At 72.5% G+C, this 19,097-nt stretch carries 14 protein-coding genes; 7 read left to right on the plus strand and 7 right to left on the minus strand.

Annotated features, from left to right (window positions below):
• Positions 1-44: 44 nt before the first annotated feature.
• Complete coding sequence (locus tag ACFWBB_RS04740; RefSeq protein WP_385266950.1) at positions 45-560, minus strand: MarR family winged helix-turn-helix transcriptional regulator; 516 nt, start codon at positions 558-560, stop codon at positions 45-47.
• Positions 561-653: 93 nt separating this feature from the next.
• Between ACFWBB_RS04740 and ACFWBB_RS04745 the strand changes: the two genes are divergently transcribed.
• Positions 654-2,456, plus strand: a complete 1,803-nt coding sequence (locus ACFWBB_RS04745) for an ABC transporter ATP-binding protein (protein WP_385266953.1) — start codon at positions 654-656, stop codon at positions 2,454-2,456.
• Positions 2,457-2,509: 53 nt separating this feature from the next.
• Positions 2,510-3,436, plus strand: coding sequence for an endolytic transglycosylase MltG (mltG, locus tag ACFWBB_RS04750; RefSeq protein WP_385266955.1), 927 nt, complete (start codon positions 2,510-2,512; stop codon positions 3,434-3,436).
• 12 nt (positions 3,437-3,448) lie between these two features.
• Here mltG and ACFWBB_RS04755 read toward each other — a convergent pair whose 3' ends face one another.
• Positions 3,449-4,555: an NAD(P)-binding domain-containing protein gene (locus tag ACFWBB_RS04755; protein ID WP_385266958.1), complete on the minus strand. Its 1,107-nt coding sequence runs from the start codon at positions 4,553-4,555 to the stop codon at positions 3,449-3,451.
• A 124-nt stretch (positions 4,556-4,679) separates the two neighbouring features.
• On the opposite strand from ACFWBB_RS04755, the gene ACFWBB_RS04760 reads away from it, so the two are divergent.
• Positions 4,680-5,108 carry a YjbQ family protein gene (locus ACFWBB_RS04760; protein ID WP_385266961.1) on the plus strand — a complete coding sequence of 143 codons (429 nt, stop codon included), beginning with the start codon at positions 4,680-4,682 and terminating at the stop codon, positions 5,106-5,108.
• A gap of 12 nt (positions 5,109-5,120) precedes the next feature.
• Here ACFWBB_RS04760 and ACFWBB_RS04765 read toward each other — a convergent pair whose 3' ends face one another.
• Positions 5,121-5,861: a class I SAM-dependent DNA methyltransferase gene (locus ACFWBB_RS04765; protein WP_385266964.1), complete on the minus strand. Its 741-nt coding sequence runs from the start codon at positions 5,859-5,861 to the stop codon at positions 5,121-5,123.
• A gap of 479 nt (positions 5,862-6,340) precedes the next feature.
• On the opposite strand from ACFWBB_RS04765, the gene ACFWBB_RS04770 reads away from it, so the two are divergent.
• From ACFWBB_RS04770 to ACFWBB_RS04785, 4 genes are all read left to right on the plus strand, one after another.
• Positions 6,341-6,544, plus strand: a complete 204-nt coding sequence (locus ACFWBB_RS04770) for a cold-shock protein (RefSeq protein WP_020125862.1) — start codon at positions 6,341-6,343, stop codon at positions 6,542-6,544.
• A 212-nt stretch (positions 6,545-6,756) separates the two neighbouring features.
• Entirely contained in the window at positions 6,757-8,175 is a 1,419-nt protein-coding gene (locus ACFWBB_RS04775; RefSeq protein ID WP_385266967.1) for a DEAD/DEAH box helicase, read from the plus strand.
• Between the two features lie 52 nt (positions 8,176-8,227).
• On the plus strand, positions 8,228-8,668 hold the full coding sequence (locus ACFWBB_RS04780) for an OsmC family protein (RefSeq protein ID WP_385266969.1): 441 nt from the start codon (positions 8,228-8,230) through the stop codon (positions 8,666-8,668).
• Between the two features lie 117 nt (positions 8,669-8,785).
• Entirely contained in the window at positions 8,786-10,507 is a 1,722-nt protein-coding gene (locus ACFWBB_RS04785; protein WP_385266972.1) for a hypothetical protein, read from the plus strand.
• Between the two features lie 79 nt (positions 10,508-10,586).
• Here ACFWBB_RS04785 and ACFWBB_RS04790 read toward each other — a convergent pair whose 3' ends face one another.
• The 4 genes from ACFWBB_RS04790 to ACFWBB_RS04805 form a co-directional block, all read right to left on the minus strand.
• Positions 10,587-11,177 (minus strand): cutinase family protein, encoded by a 591-nt coding sequence (locus ACFWBB_RS04790; protein ID WP_385267142.1) that lies wholly within the window; start codon positions 11,175-11,177, stop codon positions 10,587-10,589.
• 150 nt (positions 11,178-11,327) lie between these two features.
• A complete protein-coding gene (locus tag ACFWBB_RS04795; RefSeq protein WP_385266974.1) occupies positions 11,328-15,488 on the minus strand; it encodes a beta-ketoacyl synthase N-terminal-like domain-containing protein in 4,161 nt (1,386 codons plus the stop codon).
• Positions 15,485-17,446: a fatty acyl-AMP ligase gene (locus tag ACFWBB_RS04800; RefSeq protein WP_385266976.1), complete on the minus strand. Its 1,962-nt coding sequence runs from the start codon at positions 17,444-17,446 to the stop codon at positions 15,485-15,487. The genes ACFWBB_RS04795 and ACFWBB_RS04800 overlap by 4 nt, the downstream gene beginning before the upstream one ends.
• Before the next feature lie 47 nt (positions 17,447-17,493).
• The gene (locus ACFWBB_RS04805; protein WP_385267144.1) at positions 17,494-19,077 is read right to left on the minus strand and encodes an acyl-CoA carboxylase subunit beta; all 1,584 of its coding nucleotides are present in this window, start codon (positions 19,075-19,077) and stop codon (positions 17,494-17,496) included.
• Between the last annotated feature and the right edge of the window lie 20 nt (positions 19,078-19,097).

Genomic DNA, 19,097 nt, shown 5'->3' on the forward strand with positions numbered 1-19,097 from the left:
CTCCAACAGTGCGGAGGGGTGATCGCGGCCCGCCCTCGCGTGGTTCAGCAGCTCCGCCCCGGTCCCTGCCCCTCCCCCTGCCCGTGTCCTTGCCTCTGCTTCGGGGCTCTCGCGGACGCCCTGTCCGGCGTCCCGTCCACCAGCGCGTCCAGCAGTCCGCTCAGCACCTCGCGCTCCAGATCCGTCAGCGGATCGAGGATCTCCTCGGCGGCGGACATCCGCGCACCGCGCAGGTGCCGCAGGGCCCCGCGGCCGTCCTCCGTGAGCTCGATCCGGATCACCCGCCGGTTGGTGGGGTCCGGCATCCGCCGCACCTTGCCGCTCGCCTCCAACCCGTCGACCAGGGTCGTGACGGCCCGGGGGACCACCTCGAGCCGCTCGGCGAGGTCGGCCATGCGCGGCGGTGAGTCGCAGTGCGCCAGCGTGCGCAGCAACCGGGCCTGGGCCGGGGTGACGCCGAGCCCGCTCCGCTCCAGGTGGTGCTTCTGGATGCGGTGCACCCGGCGCGTCAGCCGCAGCAGCTGCTCGGCGAGCAGGCTGTCGGAATCGGGGGTGGTCATGTGGGAACAATATCAGGACGCCGTTCATTGTGAGTATAGGTAACAATGAGCTATGCTCCGTCAGTCCTCACCGTCTCACCCTCCGTAGGAGCCATGCCCCGCGACCACATCGACTGGACCCCCTCGCCCGGCACCTCGACCGACCAGCCCCGGCAGGTGCGCCGCATCCTCACGCTCTTCAAGCCCTACCGGGCCCGGCTCGCGGTCGTCGGCCTGCTGGTCGCCGCCGCCTCGCTGGTCACCGTGGCCACCCCGTTCCTGCTGAAGGAGACGCTGGACGTCGCCATCCCGCAGGGGCGCACCGGCCTGCTCGGCCTCCTCGCCCTCGGCATGATCCTCAGCGCCGTCCTGAGCGGCGTCTTCGGCGTCCTGCAGACCCTGATCTCCACGACGGTCGGCCAGCGCGTCATGCACGACCTGCGTACGGCCGTCTATGACCGCCTGCAGCGGATGTCCCTCGCCTTCTTCACGCGCACGCGTACCGGCGAGGTGCAGTCCCGCATCGCCAACGACATCGGCGGTATGCAGGCCACCGTCACCTCCACGGCCACCTCCCTGGTCTCCAACTTCACCAGCGTGGTCGCCACGATCATCGCGATGGTCGCCCTCGACTGGCGGCTGACCGTCGTCTCGCTGCTCCTGCTGCCGGTGTTCGTGTGGATCAGCCGGCGCGTCGGCAACGAACGCAAGAAGATCACCACCCAGCGTCAGAAGCAGATGGCCGCGATGGCCGCCACGGTCACCGAGTCGCTGTCGGTCAGCGGCATCCTGCTCGGCCGCACCATGGGCCGCTCGGACTCCCTGACGCGGTCCTTCTCCGAGGAGTCCGAGCAACTGGTCGACCTCGAGGTGCGGTCCAGCATGGCCGGCCGCTGGCGCATGGCCGTGATCGGGATAGTCATGTCCGCCATGCCGGCCGTCATCTACTGGGCCGCGGGCATGGCCCTCCAGTTCGGCGGGCCCGACGTGTCGCTCGGCACGATCGTCGCCTTCGTCTCGCTCCAGCAGGGCCTCTTCCGGCCCGCCGTCAGCCTGCTGTCGACCGGCGTGCAGATCCAGACCTCCCTCGCGCTGTTCCAGCGCATCTTCGAGTACCTCGATCTCCCCATCGACATCACCGAGCGCGACAACCCGGTCCATCTCGACCAGATCAAGGGCGAGGTCCGTTTCGAGGACGTCACCTTCCGGTACGAAGGCAAGGGCGGGCCCGTCCTCGACGGCATCGACGTCACCGTCCCCGCCGGCGGCAGCCTCGCCGTGGTCGGCCCGACCGGCGCCGGCAAGTCCACCCTCGGCTACCTGGTGCCGCGCCTGTACGACGTGACGGGCGGCCGGGTCACCCTCGACGGCGTCGACGTCCGTGACCTCGACTTCGACACCCTCGCGCGCGCGGTCGGCGTCGTCTCGCAGGAGACGTACCTCTTCCACGCCACGGTCGCCGACAATCTGCGCTTCGCCAAGCCGGACGCCACCGAGGAGGAGCTGCACGCGGCCGCGCGGGCGGCGCAGATCCACGACCACATCGCCGCCCTGCCCGACGGCTACGACACGGTCGTCGGCGAGCGCGGCCACCGGTTCTCCGGTGGCGAGAAGCAGCGGCTGGCCATCGCCCGGACCATCCTGCGCGACCCGCCGGTGCTGATCCTCGACGAGGCGACCAGCGCCCTGGACACCCGCACGGAACAGGCCGTCCAGGAAGCCATCGACGCGCTTTCGGCCAACCGCACCACACTCACCATCGCCCACCGGCTGTCCACCGTTCGCGGTGCCGACCAGATCGTGGTCCTCGACTCCGGTCAGGTGACCGAACGGGGCACCCACGAGGAGCTGTTGGCGCGGGACGGGCGGTACGCGGCCCTGGTGCGACGCGATGCCCGTCTGGAGCCGACAAGATGAAAATATGGCACGGTATGCCAGGTTTGTGACGATGTGAGGGTTACCGTGCCCGCATGCAGATGAACACTCCGCCTCGGAGCATGATTCGACTGACGCGCCGGGGCCGTCTCGTCCTCATCGCGACCGGAGCCGTCGTGGCCGGCACCGCCGTGGCGGTGCCGCTGCTGAGCCTGGAGAGCCCGAAGAAGGAAGCAAAGCCGGCGACCCTGGTCATCCCCGAGGGATGGCGCGCGAGCCAGGTCTACGAGGCCGTCGACAAGGCACTCGCCCTGCCGGCCGGCACCACCAGGAACGCGCTGCCGAAGGCCGGACTGAAGCTGCCGAACGACGCCGAGGGCAACCCGGAGGGCTATCTCTTCCCGGCGACGTACCCGCTGGACCGGAAGGCGACGCCACAGACCCTGCTGTCGTACATGGTCGAGACGGCCAACAAGAAGTTCGGCGGGGCGCCGATCGCGGCCGGAGCCCAGCGCAACACCATGAACGTCTACCAGACGGTCACCGTCGCCAGCCTCGTGCAGGCGGAAGCCGCCACCAAGGCGGACATGGGCAAGGTGGCCCGGGTCGTGTTCAACCGTCTGGAGCGCGGGATGCCGTTGCAGATGGACTCCACCATCAACTACGCGCTGAACCGCTTCACGCTGAAGACGACGGAGAACGACACCCGCGTCGCGAGCCCCTACAACTCCTACCAGCGCATGGGCCTGCCGCCGACGCCGATCGACAACCCCGGCGAGGAGGCGATGAGGGCGGCGATCAGCCCCACCCCGGGCGACTGGCTGTACTTCGTCACGGTCAAGCCGGGCGACACACGCTTCACGGCGAGCTACGCGGAGCACCAGCGCAACGTCGCCGAGTTCAACCGGAACCAGAAGAGCCCTGTGACCCCGAAGAGCCAGAAGCCCCCGAAGAGCCCTGTGACCCCGAAGACACCGAAGAGCCCTGCGACCCCGAAGAGCCAGTCCGCGGCGGCGGGGTGAGCCGACGGGGCATCAGGCGGCGACCGCCTCCTCCGCGAACAGCTGCCTGATGTCGCGTACGGCCGCGCGCCCCGCCCGGTTGGCGCCGATCGTGCTGGCCGACGGCCCGTAGCCGACGAGATGGATCCGCGGATCGGCGACGACACGGGTGTCCTCGACCCGGATACCGCCACCCGGCTCACGCAGCCGCAGCGGCGCCAGATGGTCGATGGCGGCCCGGAAGCCGGTCGCCCACAGGATGACATCGGCGGCGACCCGCCGTCCGTCGTTCCACTCCACGCCGTCCGGAGTGATCCGGTCGAACATGGGCAGCCGGTCGAGCACCCCGTCGGCGAGCCCCTGCCGGATCGCGTCGTTGAGCGGCAGCCCCGTCACGGACACCACACTCGTCGGCGGCAGGCCCTGTCGCACCCGCTCCTCCACGAGAGCGACCGCCGCCCGGCCCGCGCCCTCGTCGAAGGGGCCCTCGCGGAAGACGGGGGGCCGTCGCGTCACCCACGTCGTCTCCGCCGCGTACGGCGCGATCTCCAGCAGGTGCTGCGTACCGGACGCGCCGCCGCCCACCACGACCACCCGCAGACCGGCGAACGCCTCGGGCCCCGGATACGTCGCGGTGTGCAGCTGACGACCGTGGAACGTCTCCTGGCCGGGGTGGCGCGGCCAGAACGGCCGGTCCCAGGTGCCGGTGGCGTTGATCAGGGCCCGGGCGGACCAGGTACCGTCCGAGGTCTCTACGAGCAGTCGCCCGCCGGTGCCTTCGCGCACGGCCCGCACGTCGACCGGCCGCCGTACACGCAGGTCGAAGGCGCGCTCGTAGGCGTCGAAGTACTCGGCGACGACCTCGGACGACGGCCGGACGGGATCCGCGCCCGTCAGCTCCATCCCGGGCAGCGCGTGCATCCCGTGCACCTTGCCGTACGTCAGTGACGGCCACCGGAACTGCCAGGCGCCGCCCGGGGCGGGGGCGTGGTCGAGCACCACGAAGTCACGCCCCGGCTCGAAACCGGTGCGCCGCAGGTGGTAAGCCGCGGCCAGACCGGCTTGACCGGCGCCGACGACGACCACCTCGACCTCACGTACCTCGACCTCACGTACCTCGACCTCACGCACGTTGTTCACGGTTTCACCAACGGCAGGATGGGCGCGGATCTTCCCGATTCGGCTGTGAGCGGCGGTCCCCTCGCGTCACTGCCCGGTCCGCCGGGCAGGTGTGGAAGGCGGCGTATGGGTCAGGATGGGGGGCATGTCAGATGCGTTCACCACCCGAGTTCTGCACATCGCCTCAGGTTCCCGGGAGAGGGTCGTCGACCTCACCGGGGACTGCGAGACGTTCCTGCGTGACGTGGCCGCCGGTCGTGACGGCCTCCTGAACCTCTTCGTCCCGCACGCCACGGCCGGCATCGCGATCATCGAGACGGGGGCCGGGAGCGACGACGACCTGCTGGCCGCCCTGCACACCGTCCTCCCCGCCGACGACCGCTGGCAGCACCGTCACGGCAGCCCCGGCCACGGCCGCGACCACGTCCTCCCGGCCTTCGTGCCGCCCCACGCGACCCTGCCGGTTCTGGACGGGAAGCCGGCACTCGGCACATGGCAGTCGGTGTGTCTGGTCGACACCAACAAGGACAACCCCGACCGCCAGGTGCGTCTGTCCTTCCTCGGTCGGCTCTGAGACGGGGCGGTCTCAGGCCGGCCTGCGCCAGACGGAGATGTGCTTGGTGGAGTCCTGGGTGAAGGGCGCTCCGTCCCAGTCCGCGACGCGCCGTTCCAGGGCGAGCCCCGCGAGCCGTGCCATCAGGTCGAGTTCGGCGGGCCACGCGTACCGGTGGCGGGAGTTCCCGCGGCGGTAGTGACCGTCGTCGCCGTCGCGGGTGAAATGGTGCGAGACGAGGATCTGCTCGACGAGGTCGAAGGTGTCGAAGCCGAGGTGCCGCTCGGAGACGTCGAACGGCACCGCGACCTGCCCGGGCGGCAGGAACCGCAGCGGCGGCACCCCCAGCTCGATGACGAAGCGCCCGCCCGGCGCCAGGTGCCGTGCGGCGTTGCGGAAGCACTCGACCTGCTCGTCCTGCGTGAGCAGGTTCGTGATGGTGTTGTAGACGAGGTACACGAGGGTGAACTCGCCGGGGACGGTCGTCGTGGCCATGTCCCCGACGGTGACCGGGAGCGTGTCCTCGTCGATCTTGCGGCGCAGGACCGCCGCCATGGGTTCGGACAGTTCGACGCCCACCACGGGCACGCCGCGTCGCCGCAGCGGGACGCCCACCCGGCCGGTGCCGATGGCGAATTCCAGCGCCCGGCCGGCTCCGGCGAGGTCGGCGAGGAAGTCGACGGTCGGCCCGAGAACGGCGGCCGAGGACATCTCGCCCTCCTCGGTGTCGTAGCGGTCGGCGGTCGCGCGGGTCCACAGTTCGCTGCTCGTCACAGCCGACCACTCTGCCGGGTGCGGCGGCGGGCTGTCGACGCAATTCCCACCGCCGCACCCGGACCGCTAGGGGCCGACGATGTCCGGCGCCCGGCGCGGGCCCGTGCCGTCGGCCCGGGGCTCGGTGGGGACGCGGTGCCGACCGCCCGTCCCGGCCGTCCGCAGGGTCCGCAGCCGAGGACGAGTTCTCCTGGGACGCACCTCGTGTAATCTGAAAGTTAACCTTTCGCGTGTATTTGAGTTGTACGGGCTTGCGCGGCCGGTCCGGCGCCACGCGGGCGAAAGGTAGTGCGGTTGTATGGGCCGTGCTAGGCTTCAAGCTAGTTGCAGTTGTGGTTCCCGAAACTTCAAGTGCCTCGACGGCCCTCTGCCGTCGGGCATTTTTGTATCTCCGGTGCTTATCCGGACGGGGTTCATTGTGGCAACGCATGGGTCCACACGGTGTGGACCTCTGGGCACTGCCCCGAAGGAGATGTGACATGGCTACTGGCACCGTCAAGTGGTTCAACTCGGAAAAGGGCTTCGGCTTCATCGAGCAGGACGGCGGCGGCCCCGACGTTTTCGCTCACTACTCGAACATCGCCACCCAGGGCTTCCGTGAGCTTCAGGAAGGCCAGAAGGTGAACTTCGACGTCACGCAGGGCCAGAAGGGCCCGCAGGCGGAGAACATCACGCCCGCCTGACGCGAAGCGTATGTGGCAGCTGGGGCCCGCACCGTGTGGTGCGGGCCCCAGCTTGCTGCTTTTCCCGGTTTCCACCGGAATTCTTTCAGTCTCATTTTCAGTCTGGCTCTGGGTCTGGTCCGCGGCCCGCACTCCGGCTCGTGCTTGCAATTCATCCGGCTCATTCCTGCCGGGAATTCCTCGATGCGTGCCCCGTCGAGGAAGGTTCTCCCATGAACCGTTCAGCTCGCACGAATGACCGTTCCGAGTTCGCGCTGCCGGTCACCGTCACCCCCGCACTCCCCGCCGCCGCGACCTTCGGTGAACTGGACATGCCCAGCGAGTTGCTGGAGATGCTCGCCGGGCTCGGCCTGCACGAGCCGTTTCCGATCCAGGCCGCCACCCTGCCGAACTCGCTCGCGGGCCGTGACGTCCTGGGCCGCGGGCGCACGGGGTCGGGCAAGACGCTCGCCTTCGGACTGGCGCTGCTCGTGCGCACGGCCGGCCGGCGTGCCGAGTCGCGCAAGCCGCTGGCCCTGATCCTCGTCCCCACGCGTGAGCTGGCCCAGCAGGTCACCGATGCGCTCACCCCGTACGCCGGGCTGCTGAAACTGCGGCTGGCCACCGTGGTCGGCGGCATGTCGATCGGCAGGCAGGCCGGGGCGCTGCGGGCCGGCGCCGAAGTGGTCGTCGCGACTCCGGGCCGCCTCGCGGATCTCGTGGAACGCAAGGACTGCCGCCTGGACCGGGTGGACATCACCGTCCTCGACGAGGCCGACCAGATGGCCGACATGGGCTTCATGCCCCAGGTCACCCAGCTGCTCGACCAGGTGCGCCCCGACGGCCAGCGGATGCTGTTCTCGGCCACCCTCGACAGCAACATCGACGCCCTGGTCCGCCGCTACCTCCACGACCCGGTCGTCCACTCGGTCGATCCGTCGGTCGGCGCGGTCACCACGATGGAGCATCACGTGCTTCAGGTGCACGGTTCCGACAAGTACGCCACCGCCACCGAGATCGCCGCCCGAGAGGGACGCGTGCTCATGTTCCTGGACACCAAGCACGCCGTCGACCAGTTCACCCGGCACCTGCTGGGCAGTGGTGTCAGGGCCGCCGCGCTGCACGGCGGGAAGTCGCAGCCCCAGCGCAACCACACCCTGGCCAGGTTCAAGGACGGCCAGGTGACGGTGCTGGTGGCGACCAACGTCGCCGCCCGCGGCCTGCACATCGACGACCTCGACCTCGTCGTCAACGTCGATCCGCCCGCCGACCACAAGGACTACCTGCACCGCGGCGGCCGTACGGCCCGGGCCGGTGAGTCCGGCAGTGTCGTCACGCTCGTCACGCACAGCCAGCGCCGGGACATGGCCCGGCTGCTGTCCGACGCGGGCATCAGGGCGCAGATCATCCAGGTCCGCTCCGGCGAGGCCGAGCTGAGCCGCATCACGGGAGCCCGGACTCCCTCCGGCGTCCCCGTCGGCGGCAGCGGGCCCGCCGCCACGGAACGTCCGAAACGCGGCGGCGAACCCTTCCGCGGTATGGGCACCCGACCCGGCCAGGCCGGCCGTGGCGGCGGCGAGTCCCGCCGGGCCGCCGAGGCCCGCCAGACCGCCGAGGCGCGCGCGGCCGCCCGGGTGCGCCGGGGAGCCTAGGCCCCCGCTGGGCGGCACCCCTCGTACACCGACAGGCCCTAGGGTCGTCGCCATGAGCGAAGACTCCCTGCGCCACGTCACCATCGAGCGGACCGGTGCCGGTCGGTTCACCGCCACGAACGCTCGCGGTGGCACGATCGGCTTCGGTACCGGCGCCGGCCTCGAAGGCGGCACCGACTTCACCCCGGTCGAACTGCTGCTCGCGGCGATCGGCGGCTGCACCGCGGCCGACGTCGACGTCGCCACCGGACGGCACGCGGAGCCCGACGGGTTCACCGTCACCGTCACCGGCGACAAGATCAGCGACGAACTCGGCAACCGGATGACCGACCTCGCCGTCACCTTCTCCGTCACCTTCCCGGACGGGGCGTCCGGCGACCGGGCCCGAGTGATCCTGCCCCGGGCGGTCGCGGTCTCCCACAACCGGCTGTGCACCGTCAGCCGCACCATCGAGGTCGGTACTCCCGTCACCGCGACGGTCGCGGACGCCTGACCGGACCGCGGCATCACCGGCCCGATCTCTGCGGGCCGGTGACAAGGGCGCCGGCCGGCGCTGCGTTCTTGTGAGCACTTCCCCTGCGCGCGCTTTCCGCGGTCCTACGGTCCGGCTATGAACACGAGTCGTAGCAGAGGAAGGACGTGGCGCGGCGCGGCGCTGGCGGTGCTGCTGACCGCGGGGGCGCTCACCGCAGCCGCCCCGGACGCCCAGGGAGACGACGCGCGGACCGAGACGCCCGTGACGTCGACGCACCCGGCCGACGGCGTGACCGAATCGGTGGTACGGGTGAAGGTGCCGTTGCCGCGGTCCTTCGGGGACCGTCCGGCGGCCTGCGACCGGCTGTCGTATCTGCGCTACCGCTCCGCCGACGGACCGCGGGCATCGGCCGACGCCGACCGGATCCTGGTGGCCCAGCCCGGCATCCTGGAGGGCGCCGGAGCATTCGACAGCGTGGCCCGCGGCACGGTGGCGAAGGCGGCCGCGCAGGGGCGGCACATCGAGTTCTGGGCCCTGGACCGGCGCTCCAACTGCCTGGAGGACCGGACCGGCATCGCTTCCGGCGACCAGCACACCGCCGTCGACTACTACTACCGCGCCAAGCAGGTCGACGGCCGGGTCTTCGGGGGCTTCGTCGGCGACGGCCGGCTCGGCTGGATGGCGAAGCTCGGCATCGAACAGACAGTGCGGGACGAATACGACCTGCTGACCCGCGAACTGCCCGACCAGGGCCTGCGCAGGAGCAAGGTGCTGTGCGGCGGCCACTCGCTCGGCGGTGTGATCACCGGGTACTTCGCGGCGGCCGACTTCGACGGCGACCCCGCCACGGTGGCGGACGCGGGACAGAACCAGTGCGCCGGCTACTTCGCCCTCGACACGACGATCTCCACCTCGCTGACCGACCTGAGCGGCAGCCTGCCCGACGACACCGACCTGCCGGACGTCGGGCTCGGTTACACGGCCGTGCAGGCGGGGCTCGACACCGGGGTGCTGCCGCGATCGCTGTCCGCGCCGGTGCTGCTCAACCCGGAGACCATGACCCTGCTCGCCATCGCCGGCCTGGGCGCCGTACATGACCCGGACGGTGAGGCGGACCTGCCGGCCTACCTGCCCTCCGGCCTCAACATCGAGACCACCAACCGCTTCCTGTTCTCCAAGGACACCGCCACCTTCCTCATCGGCTCACCCGGGGTGAAGGACTTCCGGCTCACCAACGCCACGGTGCTCGGGGCGCTGATGGACGACAACTCCGTACCCCTGGCGTTCTTGCAGAGCAGCGTGGGCTTCTTCGACGGCGGGCCGGTCACGGACAAGAACTTCCCTGCCGCCAACGGGAGCGCGCAGCCGACGCAGCTGTTCGGCGTCGCGTACAAGGCCGTCCCCGCACAGCCCCACGGGCCGCTGTACACCTGGCGCGACTACGACCGGGTCGGCGACGCCGACGACCCCGGGTACCGGTCGGCCGACGGTACGCCCTTCACCGACGCGGGCAAGGAGGTCACCGACCTCCAGGAGCTGGCCCGCAGCCTGGCCGAGCAGCCGCTCGACTTCACCGAGCAGTACTTCCCGACCAAACTGGTGACCGACATCGAGCTGGCCACCTCGCCCCAGGTGAAGCGGCTGGTCGTCCATCCCGCGGGGCTGACGGCCAACCCGACGCTCACGGTCCTCGCGGGCGACGGGCTGCTCGCCGGCCGCATCCCGGCCGGCCTGCACCCCGTGGTCGCCGCCGGCTATCAGCACCTCGATGTGCTGACGGCGGCGCCCGTGCAGAACAACGGCCTGCCCGAGCCCGTGTCCGGGGCTCTCGCGACGTTCGCCCGCTCTCCCGGGTAGTCGCATCCCCCGCAGGCCGGCGGGGCCCGGGAGGCGATCCTCCCGGGCCCCGCCTTTGTGCCTCGTGCGTCGGAGCGGGTCAGACCCTGCCGGCGGCGAACGTGGCCGCCGCAGTGGCGTCGGAGGTGTAGCCGAGGTGCGCCAGTACGTCGTCCCCGCCGTTCTCGCAGATGGGGTCCCCGGTGGCGCAGAAGTCGATGGTGCGGCTCTGGTAGGTGCCGGTGACGCTCTTGCCGAGGGCCCGGATCGGGTTGCCGAACAGCAGCACCGCGGCGACCCTCGGCTCGACCGCCGCGGGCAGGGTGGCCACGATGGGGCTGCCGACGACCGCGCCGGCGCTGCTGATTCCGATGGAATTGTCGACGACATTCGCACCCTGCGAATAGCCGACGAGAATGAAACGCTGACTCGGGCAGGCCGCCGCCTGCGTCCTGATGTGGTTCACCAGGTCCGCGTTTCCCTGTGCGGCGGAGGTGAGGGAAAGGTCCGCGGGATAGTTCACCGCATAGCGGGACAGATTCCTGCCCGTCAGTTTCTTCTGGAGTGCGGAGAGTACCGGGTCGCCCACGATCAGGCCGAGCGTGCCCGGCTCGAAGGTGCCACGAGCGGCCGACGGCAGGACGATCCGGACCGGTGCGCTGCGGCCCAGCGCGAGGGAGGACACGGACACGTCGACGGTGCGCGGTCCCAGCCGGGTCGCGGCCCGGGCGCGCCCCGTGGCGCCGGTGGCGCCGAACAGGGCGGCCAGGCCGCCGGCCGCGACGGCCCTGGTGACGGCGCGTCGGGACGGTCGGGCGGTGTGCTGCGGCATGGCGGCTCCTCAGTCCGGTTCAGCGGGTCCGTCCGGTGCGGCGAGCAGTTGCCGCAGATGGGCGGCGATCTCGTCGACGTGCGGCGGGTCGAGCAGCGAGAGGTGGTGTCCCTGGACCGGCACGACCGTCAGGCGCGGGCAGATCCCGTCCCAGCCGAGGGCCTCGTCGTCCCGTTCGTACGCCGGGTCGCGCACGGTGTGCGGGGCCGGTCCGGTGGCCCGGTACAGGACCACGCGGCCGTCGTGGGGGCCCGGACGATGGGCCTCGCCGACCCGCAGGTCCAGGTAGGAGGCACGCTGGTGCTCCAGCGCGGCGGCCGGTACCTCGACGGCCCCGCGCAGGGTCTCCAGCACGAGGTCGATGCGCTCGCGGTCGTCCTCCATCGCCACGAGTTCGTCGTACGGCAACCTCAGCCGGGCCCCGTAGGTGCCGGCGACGTGCCGGGCGAAGCCTGTGAGGTGCGCGCGGACCCGGTCGGCCCCCGTACGGTCGGTTCGGAGGAGGGGCCGCACCGAGTCGATGAGTACGACCAGCGGTACGGCCCGCCCGGCGGCGGTGAGCTGTCGTGCCGTCTCCTGGGCGACGAAGCCGCCGAAGGACCAGCCGCCCAGCACACAAGGCCCGTTGGGGTGGACCGCGGTGATCGCCTCGACGTAACGGCGCGCCTTCTCCGGCACGGTACGGGCGTCCTCCACCCGCTCCAGGCCGTACACCGGGCGGTCGTCGCCCAGCCGTTCGGCGAGTGCGCGATAGACGTCGGAGCGGCCACCGGCCGCGTGGAAGAGGAACAGCGGCGGCTGGTGGCCGGCGGTACGCAGGGCCCGGAGGGGAGCGGTCTCGTCCGTTGCTGTTGTTGCTGTTGCTGTTGCTGTCGCTGTCGTTGTCGCCCGTGCCGCGGCCGACGGCGTGGGCGTCGGCTCGGCGGGGAGGGACTCCTCGATGCGAGTGGCCACTTCGTCGACGGTGGCGGCGCCGAGCAGGTCACGCAGCGGCAGTTCGATCCGGAACTCGCGCTCCAGGGCGGTACGGATACGGACGGCCATCAGCGAGTCCAGGCCGAGGTCGGCCAGTGCTGTCGCGGAGGTGACGCGGGCCGTCGGGTGGCCGGTGACGGCCGCGATGTGGTGGCTGAGGCGGGCGGCGACCGAGGGCGGCCCGTCGGAATCCCCGCCCGGCGCGGCGGCCTCCCCGGCCCATCGATCCGGTGCCGGTGCCGGTGCCGGTGCGGCTGCTTCCGCCGTTGCGCTTCCTGCCGTTGCCGTTGCCGTTGCTGCTGTCGTTGCCTTCGCCGCGTCGGGGGACCGGCCGTCCGTCCACCAGTACCGGGTGTGCCGCCAGCGTGGGGCGGGCAGGTCGATGACACGGCCGGGCGGCGGGGGCAGGGTCAGACCCTCGGCATACAGGGCGCCCAGCGCCGAGAGGAACCCGGCCGAGCCGTCCGCGTCCCGGCGCACGGTGCCCACGGCGAGGGCGCCGGGCACCGTGTCGGTGACCGGCCGGGCCAGGACGGGATGCGGCGAGATCTCCACGAAGGCGGTGTGGCCGTCGGCGGCGGCCGCGGCAAGGGCCCGGTCCAGGCGCACGGGACGGCGCAGGTTGGCGGCCCAGTGGGCGGCGTCGAAGCGGCAGTCGCCGCGCGGGTCGTCGAGGACGGTGGAGTAGACCGGGACGCGGGCCGGCCGGACCCGGATGCCGGAGAGGGCGGCGGTCAGTTCGGGGAGCAGCGGGTCCACCTGGGGTGAGTGTCCGGCGCCGGCCACCCGCATGGCCCGGGCGGCCCGGCCCCGCTCCTCCAGCCGTCGCACGAGCCGGGTGACCGCGAGCTCGTCGCCGGTGACGACCTTCTGCCGGGGCGAGGAGTGAACGGCGACCCGGACGCCCGGGAAGTCGTCCTCCAGAGTGGCCAGTTCGCCGTCGTCCAGGTCGACGACGGCCATCGCGCCACCGTCCAGCCCGCTCAGCAGGCGGGCCCGTACGGCGACGACCCGGGCCGCGTCCGGCACGTCCAGAGCGCCCGCGCAGACGGCGGCAGCCACCTCGCCCATGGAGTGGCCGATCACGGCGGCCGGTTCGGCGCCGTACGAGCGCCACAGCTCGGCCAATGCCAACTGGAAGCCGAACAGGACGGGTTGGGCGATCTCCAGACGGTCGAGAGGCGCGCCGGAGGCCAACCGGTCGTGGAGCGAGAAGCCGCATACGACGGCGAGTCGGGCGTCCAGCTTCTCCACGGCGGCGGCGAAGGCCGGTTCCTCCGACAGCAGCCGGCGTCCCATGCCGGGCCACTGACTCCCGTACCCGGAGAACACCCACACCGGGCCGCGACCGACGCCATCGCGATCGCCGGTCGACACCCGCGCGTGCGGCCGCCTCCGCGCCAACGCGTCCAGCGCGTCGGCCAGTTCCCCCCGGTCGTGGGCGACGACGCCGGCGCGCACCGGCCCGCGCCCGGCGCGTCCGGCGAGCGTACGGGCCACGTCGGCCGGACGCGCGGTGCTCCCCCCGGGCGTGCGGAGCCAGGCGGCGAGCCGGGCCGCGGTGTCCCGGACCCGCTCGGTGTCGACGTCGGACAGCAGGTGCAGCCGGGCGGCCGGCTCCTCGGCCGACGGCGGCAGGACGCCGGGCCGCCATTCCTCCAGTACCACATGGGCGTTGGTACCGCCGAACCCGAAGCCCGACACCCCGGCCGTGGCCGTGCCGCCGTAGCGCGGCCACGGCTCGGGCTCGCTCACCACCCGCAGTCGTACGTCGTCCAGAGCGCTGCCGTGAGCGCAGTGCAGCGAGGGCGGAAGGAGGTCGTGATGCAGCGCCAGGACGGTCTTCACCAGCCCCGCGACGCCCGCCGCGGACTCCAGATGACCGAGGTTGCCCTTGACCGAGCCGAGCAGCAGCGGCTGTTCCGGGTCACGTCCGGCACCGAGTACCGCGCCGAGCGCGCCCGCCTCGATCGGGTCGCCGAGCGGGGTGCCCGTGCCATGCGCCTCGACGTAGTCGATGTGCGTCGCCGTCAGCCCGGCCCGCGCGTAGGCGGTCCTCAACAGGGCCTGCTGGGCTGCCGGGTTGGGTGCGAGGAGACCGTTCGAGCGGCCGTCCGAGTTCACCGCGGTGGCACGGACGACGGCAAGGACGCGATCACCGTCCCGCTCGGCGTCGGACAGCCGTTTCAGCAGCACGGCCGCGCATCCCTCGCCGCGTCCGATGCCGTCGGCCGCCTTGGAGAACGGCTTGCAGCGCCCGTCCGGCGCGAGGGCGCCCGCCCGCGCGAACGCGACGCCGACGGCGGGTGACAGCAGCAGGTTGACCCCGGCGGCGATCGCCAGGTCGCTCTCGCCGGTGCGCAGGCTGACGCAGGCGTGGTGCACGGCGACGAGCGAGGAGGAGCAGGCGGTGTCGACGGCCATGCTCGGGCCGCGGGTGTCCAGGACGTACGACAGCCGGCCCGCGGCCACACTCAGCGCCGCGCCGGCCGGGGCCCACGGATCGACGGCGGCCGGGTCGGCGCCGGTGAGCCGGCCGTACTCGGGGGCGCAGATGCCGACGAAGACGCCGGTGTCCGTGCCGGCGAGGGAGGCGGCCGGGACGGCGGCGTGGCCGAGCGTCTCGTGGACGACCTCCAGCAGGATCCGCTGCTGCGGGTCCATCACCGTGGCCTCGCGCGGGGTGATGCGGAAGAACCCGGCGTCGAACCCGGCGATGTCGTCGAGGTAGCCGCCGTGGGTGGGCGCCTCGGCGGGCGGGAAGGCGGTGAAGTCCCGCCAACGGTCCCCGGGGACCGGCCCGATCGCGTCCACCCCGTCGCCCAGCAGCCGCCAGTAGTCGGCCGGACCGCGCACTCCGCCCGGCAGCCGGCAGCCGACCCCGATGACCGCGACGGGCTCGCCGGGCGCCGCGGGGGGAGGGGCCGCGGGCGTCGCGGTCGGCTGCCGCCCGGCCGGGCCGCGCAACTGCGTCACCACCGCTTCCAAAGTGGGCGCCGACCAGAGCAACGTCGCCGGCAGCTCGCGGCCGGTCAGCCGGGACAGCTCCCCGGCCAGGGCGACCGCGTCCCGGGAGGACATGCCGAGATCGGCCAGCGGCAGGTCCATCGGTACGTCGTCGCCGCCGGTGCCGCTCCAGGCGGCGACCCGCTCCGCGATCAGACGGCGCAGCGCGGTCTCGTCGACGGCCGTCATCGCGCGGTCCCCGCCCCGTAGGCGCCCGCCAGATACCGGGCCCGGGTCAGGGCGCGCGCCACCTTGCCGCTGGACGTCCGGGGCACGGTGCCGGGAGCGACGAGGAGGACGTCGGCGAGCCGCAGGCCGTGCCGGGCGGAGACGGCCGCGCGCACGGTCCGCGCCAGCGCCGGTACGTCGAGGTCGGCGACGCTCGCGGTCCGCGTGTGCTCGGCCACGACCACCACCCGCTCACCCTCACCGCCCGGTACGCCGAAGGCGGCGAGCCGGTCGCGCCGCACCGCCGGATGCGCGTCCTGCACGGTGGCCTCCACGTCCTGCGGGTAGTGGTTGCGGCCGTCGACGACGATGAGGTCCTTGAGCCGGCCGGTGACGATCAGCTGTCCGTCCAGCACCGTCCCCAGGTCGCCGGTGCGCAGCCAGTCGCCCGGTTCGCCGGTGAGCGGGGCGCCGAAGACGCGCCGGCTCTCGGTCTCCCTGTTCCAGTAGCCACGCCCCACGTTGGGGCCCCGCACCCAGATCTCACCGACCTCTCCCTCGGGCAGGGCGTCGTGGCGGTGGGGGTCGACGATGCGGACCCGCTGGCCCGCCGGGGTGCCGCAGCCGGTCAACCGCACGGCGTCGGCGTCGTCGGGCCGTGCGGGCAGGGCCTTTCCGGCGGCCAGGGCGTCCCGGTCGAGGGCGAACCGGCGCAGCGACTCGCCGGGGCGGGCGGCGCTGACGAAGACGGTGGCCTCGGCGAGCCCGTACGACGGACAGTGCACGTCCGCGGCCAGCCCCTGCGCGGCGAACGCCGCGTGGAAGCGGTCGGCGGTGCCGGGCCGGACCGGTTCACTTCCGTTGATCAACGCGGCGACACCGCCGAGCCGCAGCTCCGACTTCTGCGCGTCGGTGACGGTGGAGACGCAGTAGTCGTAGGCGAAGTTGGGCGCGGCGCTCACCGCGCGGGGATGCGCGGCGAGCAGCCGCAGCCAGCGTGCCGGCTCGCGCAGGAACGCGGCCGGGTCCATGAGGACCGACAACCGGCCCTGTACGACGGGGGCGGCGACGCTGAGCACGAGCCCCATGTCGTGGTAGAGCGGCAGCCAGCCCACGCAGGTCACCGGGTGCGCGTCGGCGCCGTAGGCGGTCAGCGCCTGGCGGGCGTTGGCGACCACGTTGGCGTGGGTGATCTCCACACCCGCCGGCGCGCGGGTGGACCCGGACGTGTACTGGAGATAGGCGGTCGCCCCGACGTCCGGCGCGGCCGGGTGCCGGTCCGAGGCGGTTGACGCGGGCCTGTCCAGAGCGGCCGCGTCCGGGTCCCGGGGAGCTGACGAGGGCCGGTCCGGACCGGCCGCGTTCCGGTCTCGGGTCGACGAGGGCCGGTCTGGACCGGCCGTGTCTCGGTCCCGGGTCGACGAGGGCCGGTCCGGGACGGCCGCGTCCCGGAGCCAGGGGGCTGACACGGGAGGGTCCAGGACGGTCGCGTGTCGGTCCCGGATGGTGGCGTGGGGTACGCGGTCCACCGCGATGACCGGGACGTTCGCGTGCTTCTCGCAGAACTCGGCAACCTCCGCCAGGGCCCGGCCGGTGGTCAGCACGACCGCGGGGCGGGCGTCGGCCAGAACCCCGGCGAGCCGGTCCCCGTGCCCGGGCAGGCCGGGCGGGTACAGCGGTACGGCGACCAGTCCGGCGGTGAGCGCCGCCAGGAAACCGGTGACGTACTCCGTTCCCTGCGGGCACAGCAGCGCCACCCGCGAGCCGGGCTCGGCCATCTCCGCGAGCCGGGCCGCCAGCGCCCCCACCCGCAGGTCCAGGCTCCGCCAGGTCAGTGTGCGGTGTACGCCGCGCGAGTGCGGGTCGGGATGGTCGACGAACGTGAACGCCCGGCGGTCGGGGGCGGATTCGGCCCAGTGGCGCAGGTACTCGGGCAGAGTCCGGTACGCGGGCGCGAGCGGGGGGCTGCTGCTGTCCATCGGGCGGGGCTCCTCACGTCGCGGTGTCGGCTCGCGGAACGGGCGGATCAGAGGGGGATGTTGCCGTGCCGGCGCTCCGGCATCGGGGCGCGTTTGCCGCGCAGTGCGCGCAGGGCGCGGCAGAGGTGCGCGCGAGTGTCGCGGGGGGCGATGACGGCATCAACGTAACCGCGTTCGGCGGCGGGATAGGGCGTCCCGTGGGTGGCCTCGTACGCGGCGACGAGACGGGCGCGCAGTGCCTCGGGATCGTCGGCGGCGGCCAGTTCACGCCGGTGCAGCACGCCGACGGCGCCCTCCGCGCCCATGACGGCGATACGGGCGGTGGGCCAGGCCAGGTTGAGGTCGGCGCCCAGGTGTTTGGACCCCATCACCGCGTATCCGCCCCCGTACGCCTTGCGCACCACCACCGTGATCTTCGGGACGGTCGCCTCGGCGTAGGCGTACAGCAGTTTGGCGCCGCGCCGGATGATGCCGGCCCGCTCCTGACTGACGCCGGAGAGATAGCCGGGGACGTCGGCGAAGGTCAGCAGCGGTATGCCGAACGCGTCGCAGAACCGCACGAACCGCGCGGCCTTCTCGGAGGCGTCGATGTCCAGGACGCCGGCCAGGTGCAGCGGCTGGTTGGCGACGACGCCGACCGTGCTGCCCTCGATCCGGGCCAGCGCACAGACGATGTTCGGCGCGAACAGCTCCTGCACCTCGAGCAGTTCGCCGTCGTCGACGACCGCGTGCAGGATGTCGCGCATGTCGTAGGCCCGGCCCGTCCGGTCGGGGACGACGTGGTCGAGCCGGTCGTCGGCGGGGGCGGCCCCGGGCGCGTACTGCGGGGGCCGCCCGAGGTTGTTGGCGGGCAGGTACGACAGCAGGTCGCGTACGGTGTCGAGGGCGTCCTCCTCGTCGGCGGCCAGGAAATGGGCGTTGCCGTTGACGGCGTTGCTCGCGCGGGCGCCGCCCAGGTCCTCGGCGGTGGTGCGTTCGCCGGTGACGGCCTCGATGACGTCGGGCCCGGTCACGAACATGTGCGAGACGCCGTCCACCATCACGGTGAAGTCGGTGATGGCCGGTGAGTACGCGGCGCCGCCCGCGCAGGGGCCCAGGACGACCGAGATCTGCGGGACGACGCCCGACGCCCGTACGTTGCGGTGGACCAGCTCGGCGTAGAGGGCGAGCGAGGCGACACCCTCCTGGATCCGGGCGCCGCCGGAGTCGTTGAGACCGATGACCGGGCAGCCGGTCTTCAGCGCGAGGTCCATGAGGGCCACCGTCTTCTCGCCGAAGGCCTCGCCCATGCTGCCGCCGAACACCGTGGAGTCCTGGGCGAACACGCAGACCGGCCGTCCGTCGACCGTGCCGTACCCGGTGACGACACCGTCGCCGTGGGGCCGGCGGGCGCCGTCCCCGGTGGACCGGGCCCGGACGAACAGGCCGGTCTCCGTGAACGAGCCCTCGTCCAGCAGCAGTTCGATGCGCCTCCGCGCACCCAGGGCCCCGTGTCTCCTGGGGGTGCCCGGCACCACCGCCCGTGCCCGACGGCGCTCCAGGTCCGCGATGCGTTCGGCGGTGCGATCGGCCGCGCCGCCTGCCGCTGTCCCTGTCCCCGTGGTCCGGGATGTTGTCGCCTCTCGCGTCACAGCCACCTCCGAAGTGGTTC

It is taken from the genome of Streptomyces sp. NPDC060000, from assembly GCF_042737375.1.
In the GTDB taxonomy this organism is placed as follows: Bacteria; Actinomycetota; Actinomycetes; order Streptomycetales; family Streptomycetaceae; genus Streptomyces.

Excerpts from the sequence above, each read along its gene's own strand:
- ACFWBB_RS04740 (WP_385266950.1), bottom strand. The coding sequence starts at position 560 with ATGACCACCCCCGATTCCGACAGCCTGCTCGCCGAGCAGCTGCTGCGG.
- ACFWBB_RS04745 (WP_385266953.1), top strand. The coding sequence starts at position 654 with ATGCCCCGCGACCACATCGACTGGACCCCCTCGCCCGGCACCTCGACC.
- mltG (WP_385266955.1), top strand. The coding sequence starts at position 2,510 with ATGCAGATGAACACTCCGCCTCGGAGCATGATTCGACTGACGCGCCGG.
- ACFWBB_RS04760 (WP_385266961.1), top strand. The coding sequence starts at position 4,680 with ATGTCAGATGCGTTCACCACCCGAGTTCTGCACATCGCCTCAGGTTCC.
- ACFWBB_RS04770 (WP_020125862.1), top strand. The coding sequence starts at position 6,341 with ATGGCTACTGGCACCGTCAAGTGGTTCAACTCGGAAAAGGGCTTCGGC.
- ACFWBB_RS04775 (WP_385266967.1), top strand. The coding sequence starts at position 6,757 with ATGAACCGTTCAGCTCGCACGAATGACCGTTCCGAGTTCGCGCTGCCG.
- ACFWBB_RS04780 (WP_385266969.1), top strand. The coding sequence starts at position 8,228 with ATGAGCGAAGACTCCCTGCGCCACGTCACCATCGAGCGGACCGGTGCC.
- ACFWBB_RS04785 (WP_385266972.1), top strand. The coding sequence starts at position 8,786 with ATGAACACGAGTCGTAGCAGAGGAAGGACGTGGCGCGGCGCGGCGCTG.
- ACFWBB_RS04795 (WP_385266974.1), bottom strand. The coding sequence starts at position 15,488 with ATGACGGCCGTCGACGAGACCGCGCTGCGCCGTCTGATCGCGGAGCGG.
- ACFWBB_RS04800 (WP_385266976.1), bottom strand. The coding sequence starts at position 17,446 with ATGGACAGCAGCAGCCCCCCGCTCGCGCCCGCGTACCGGACTCTGCCC.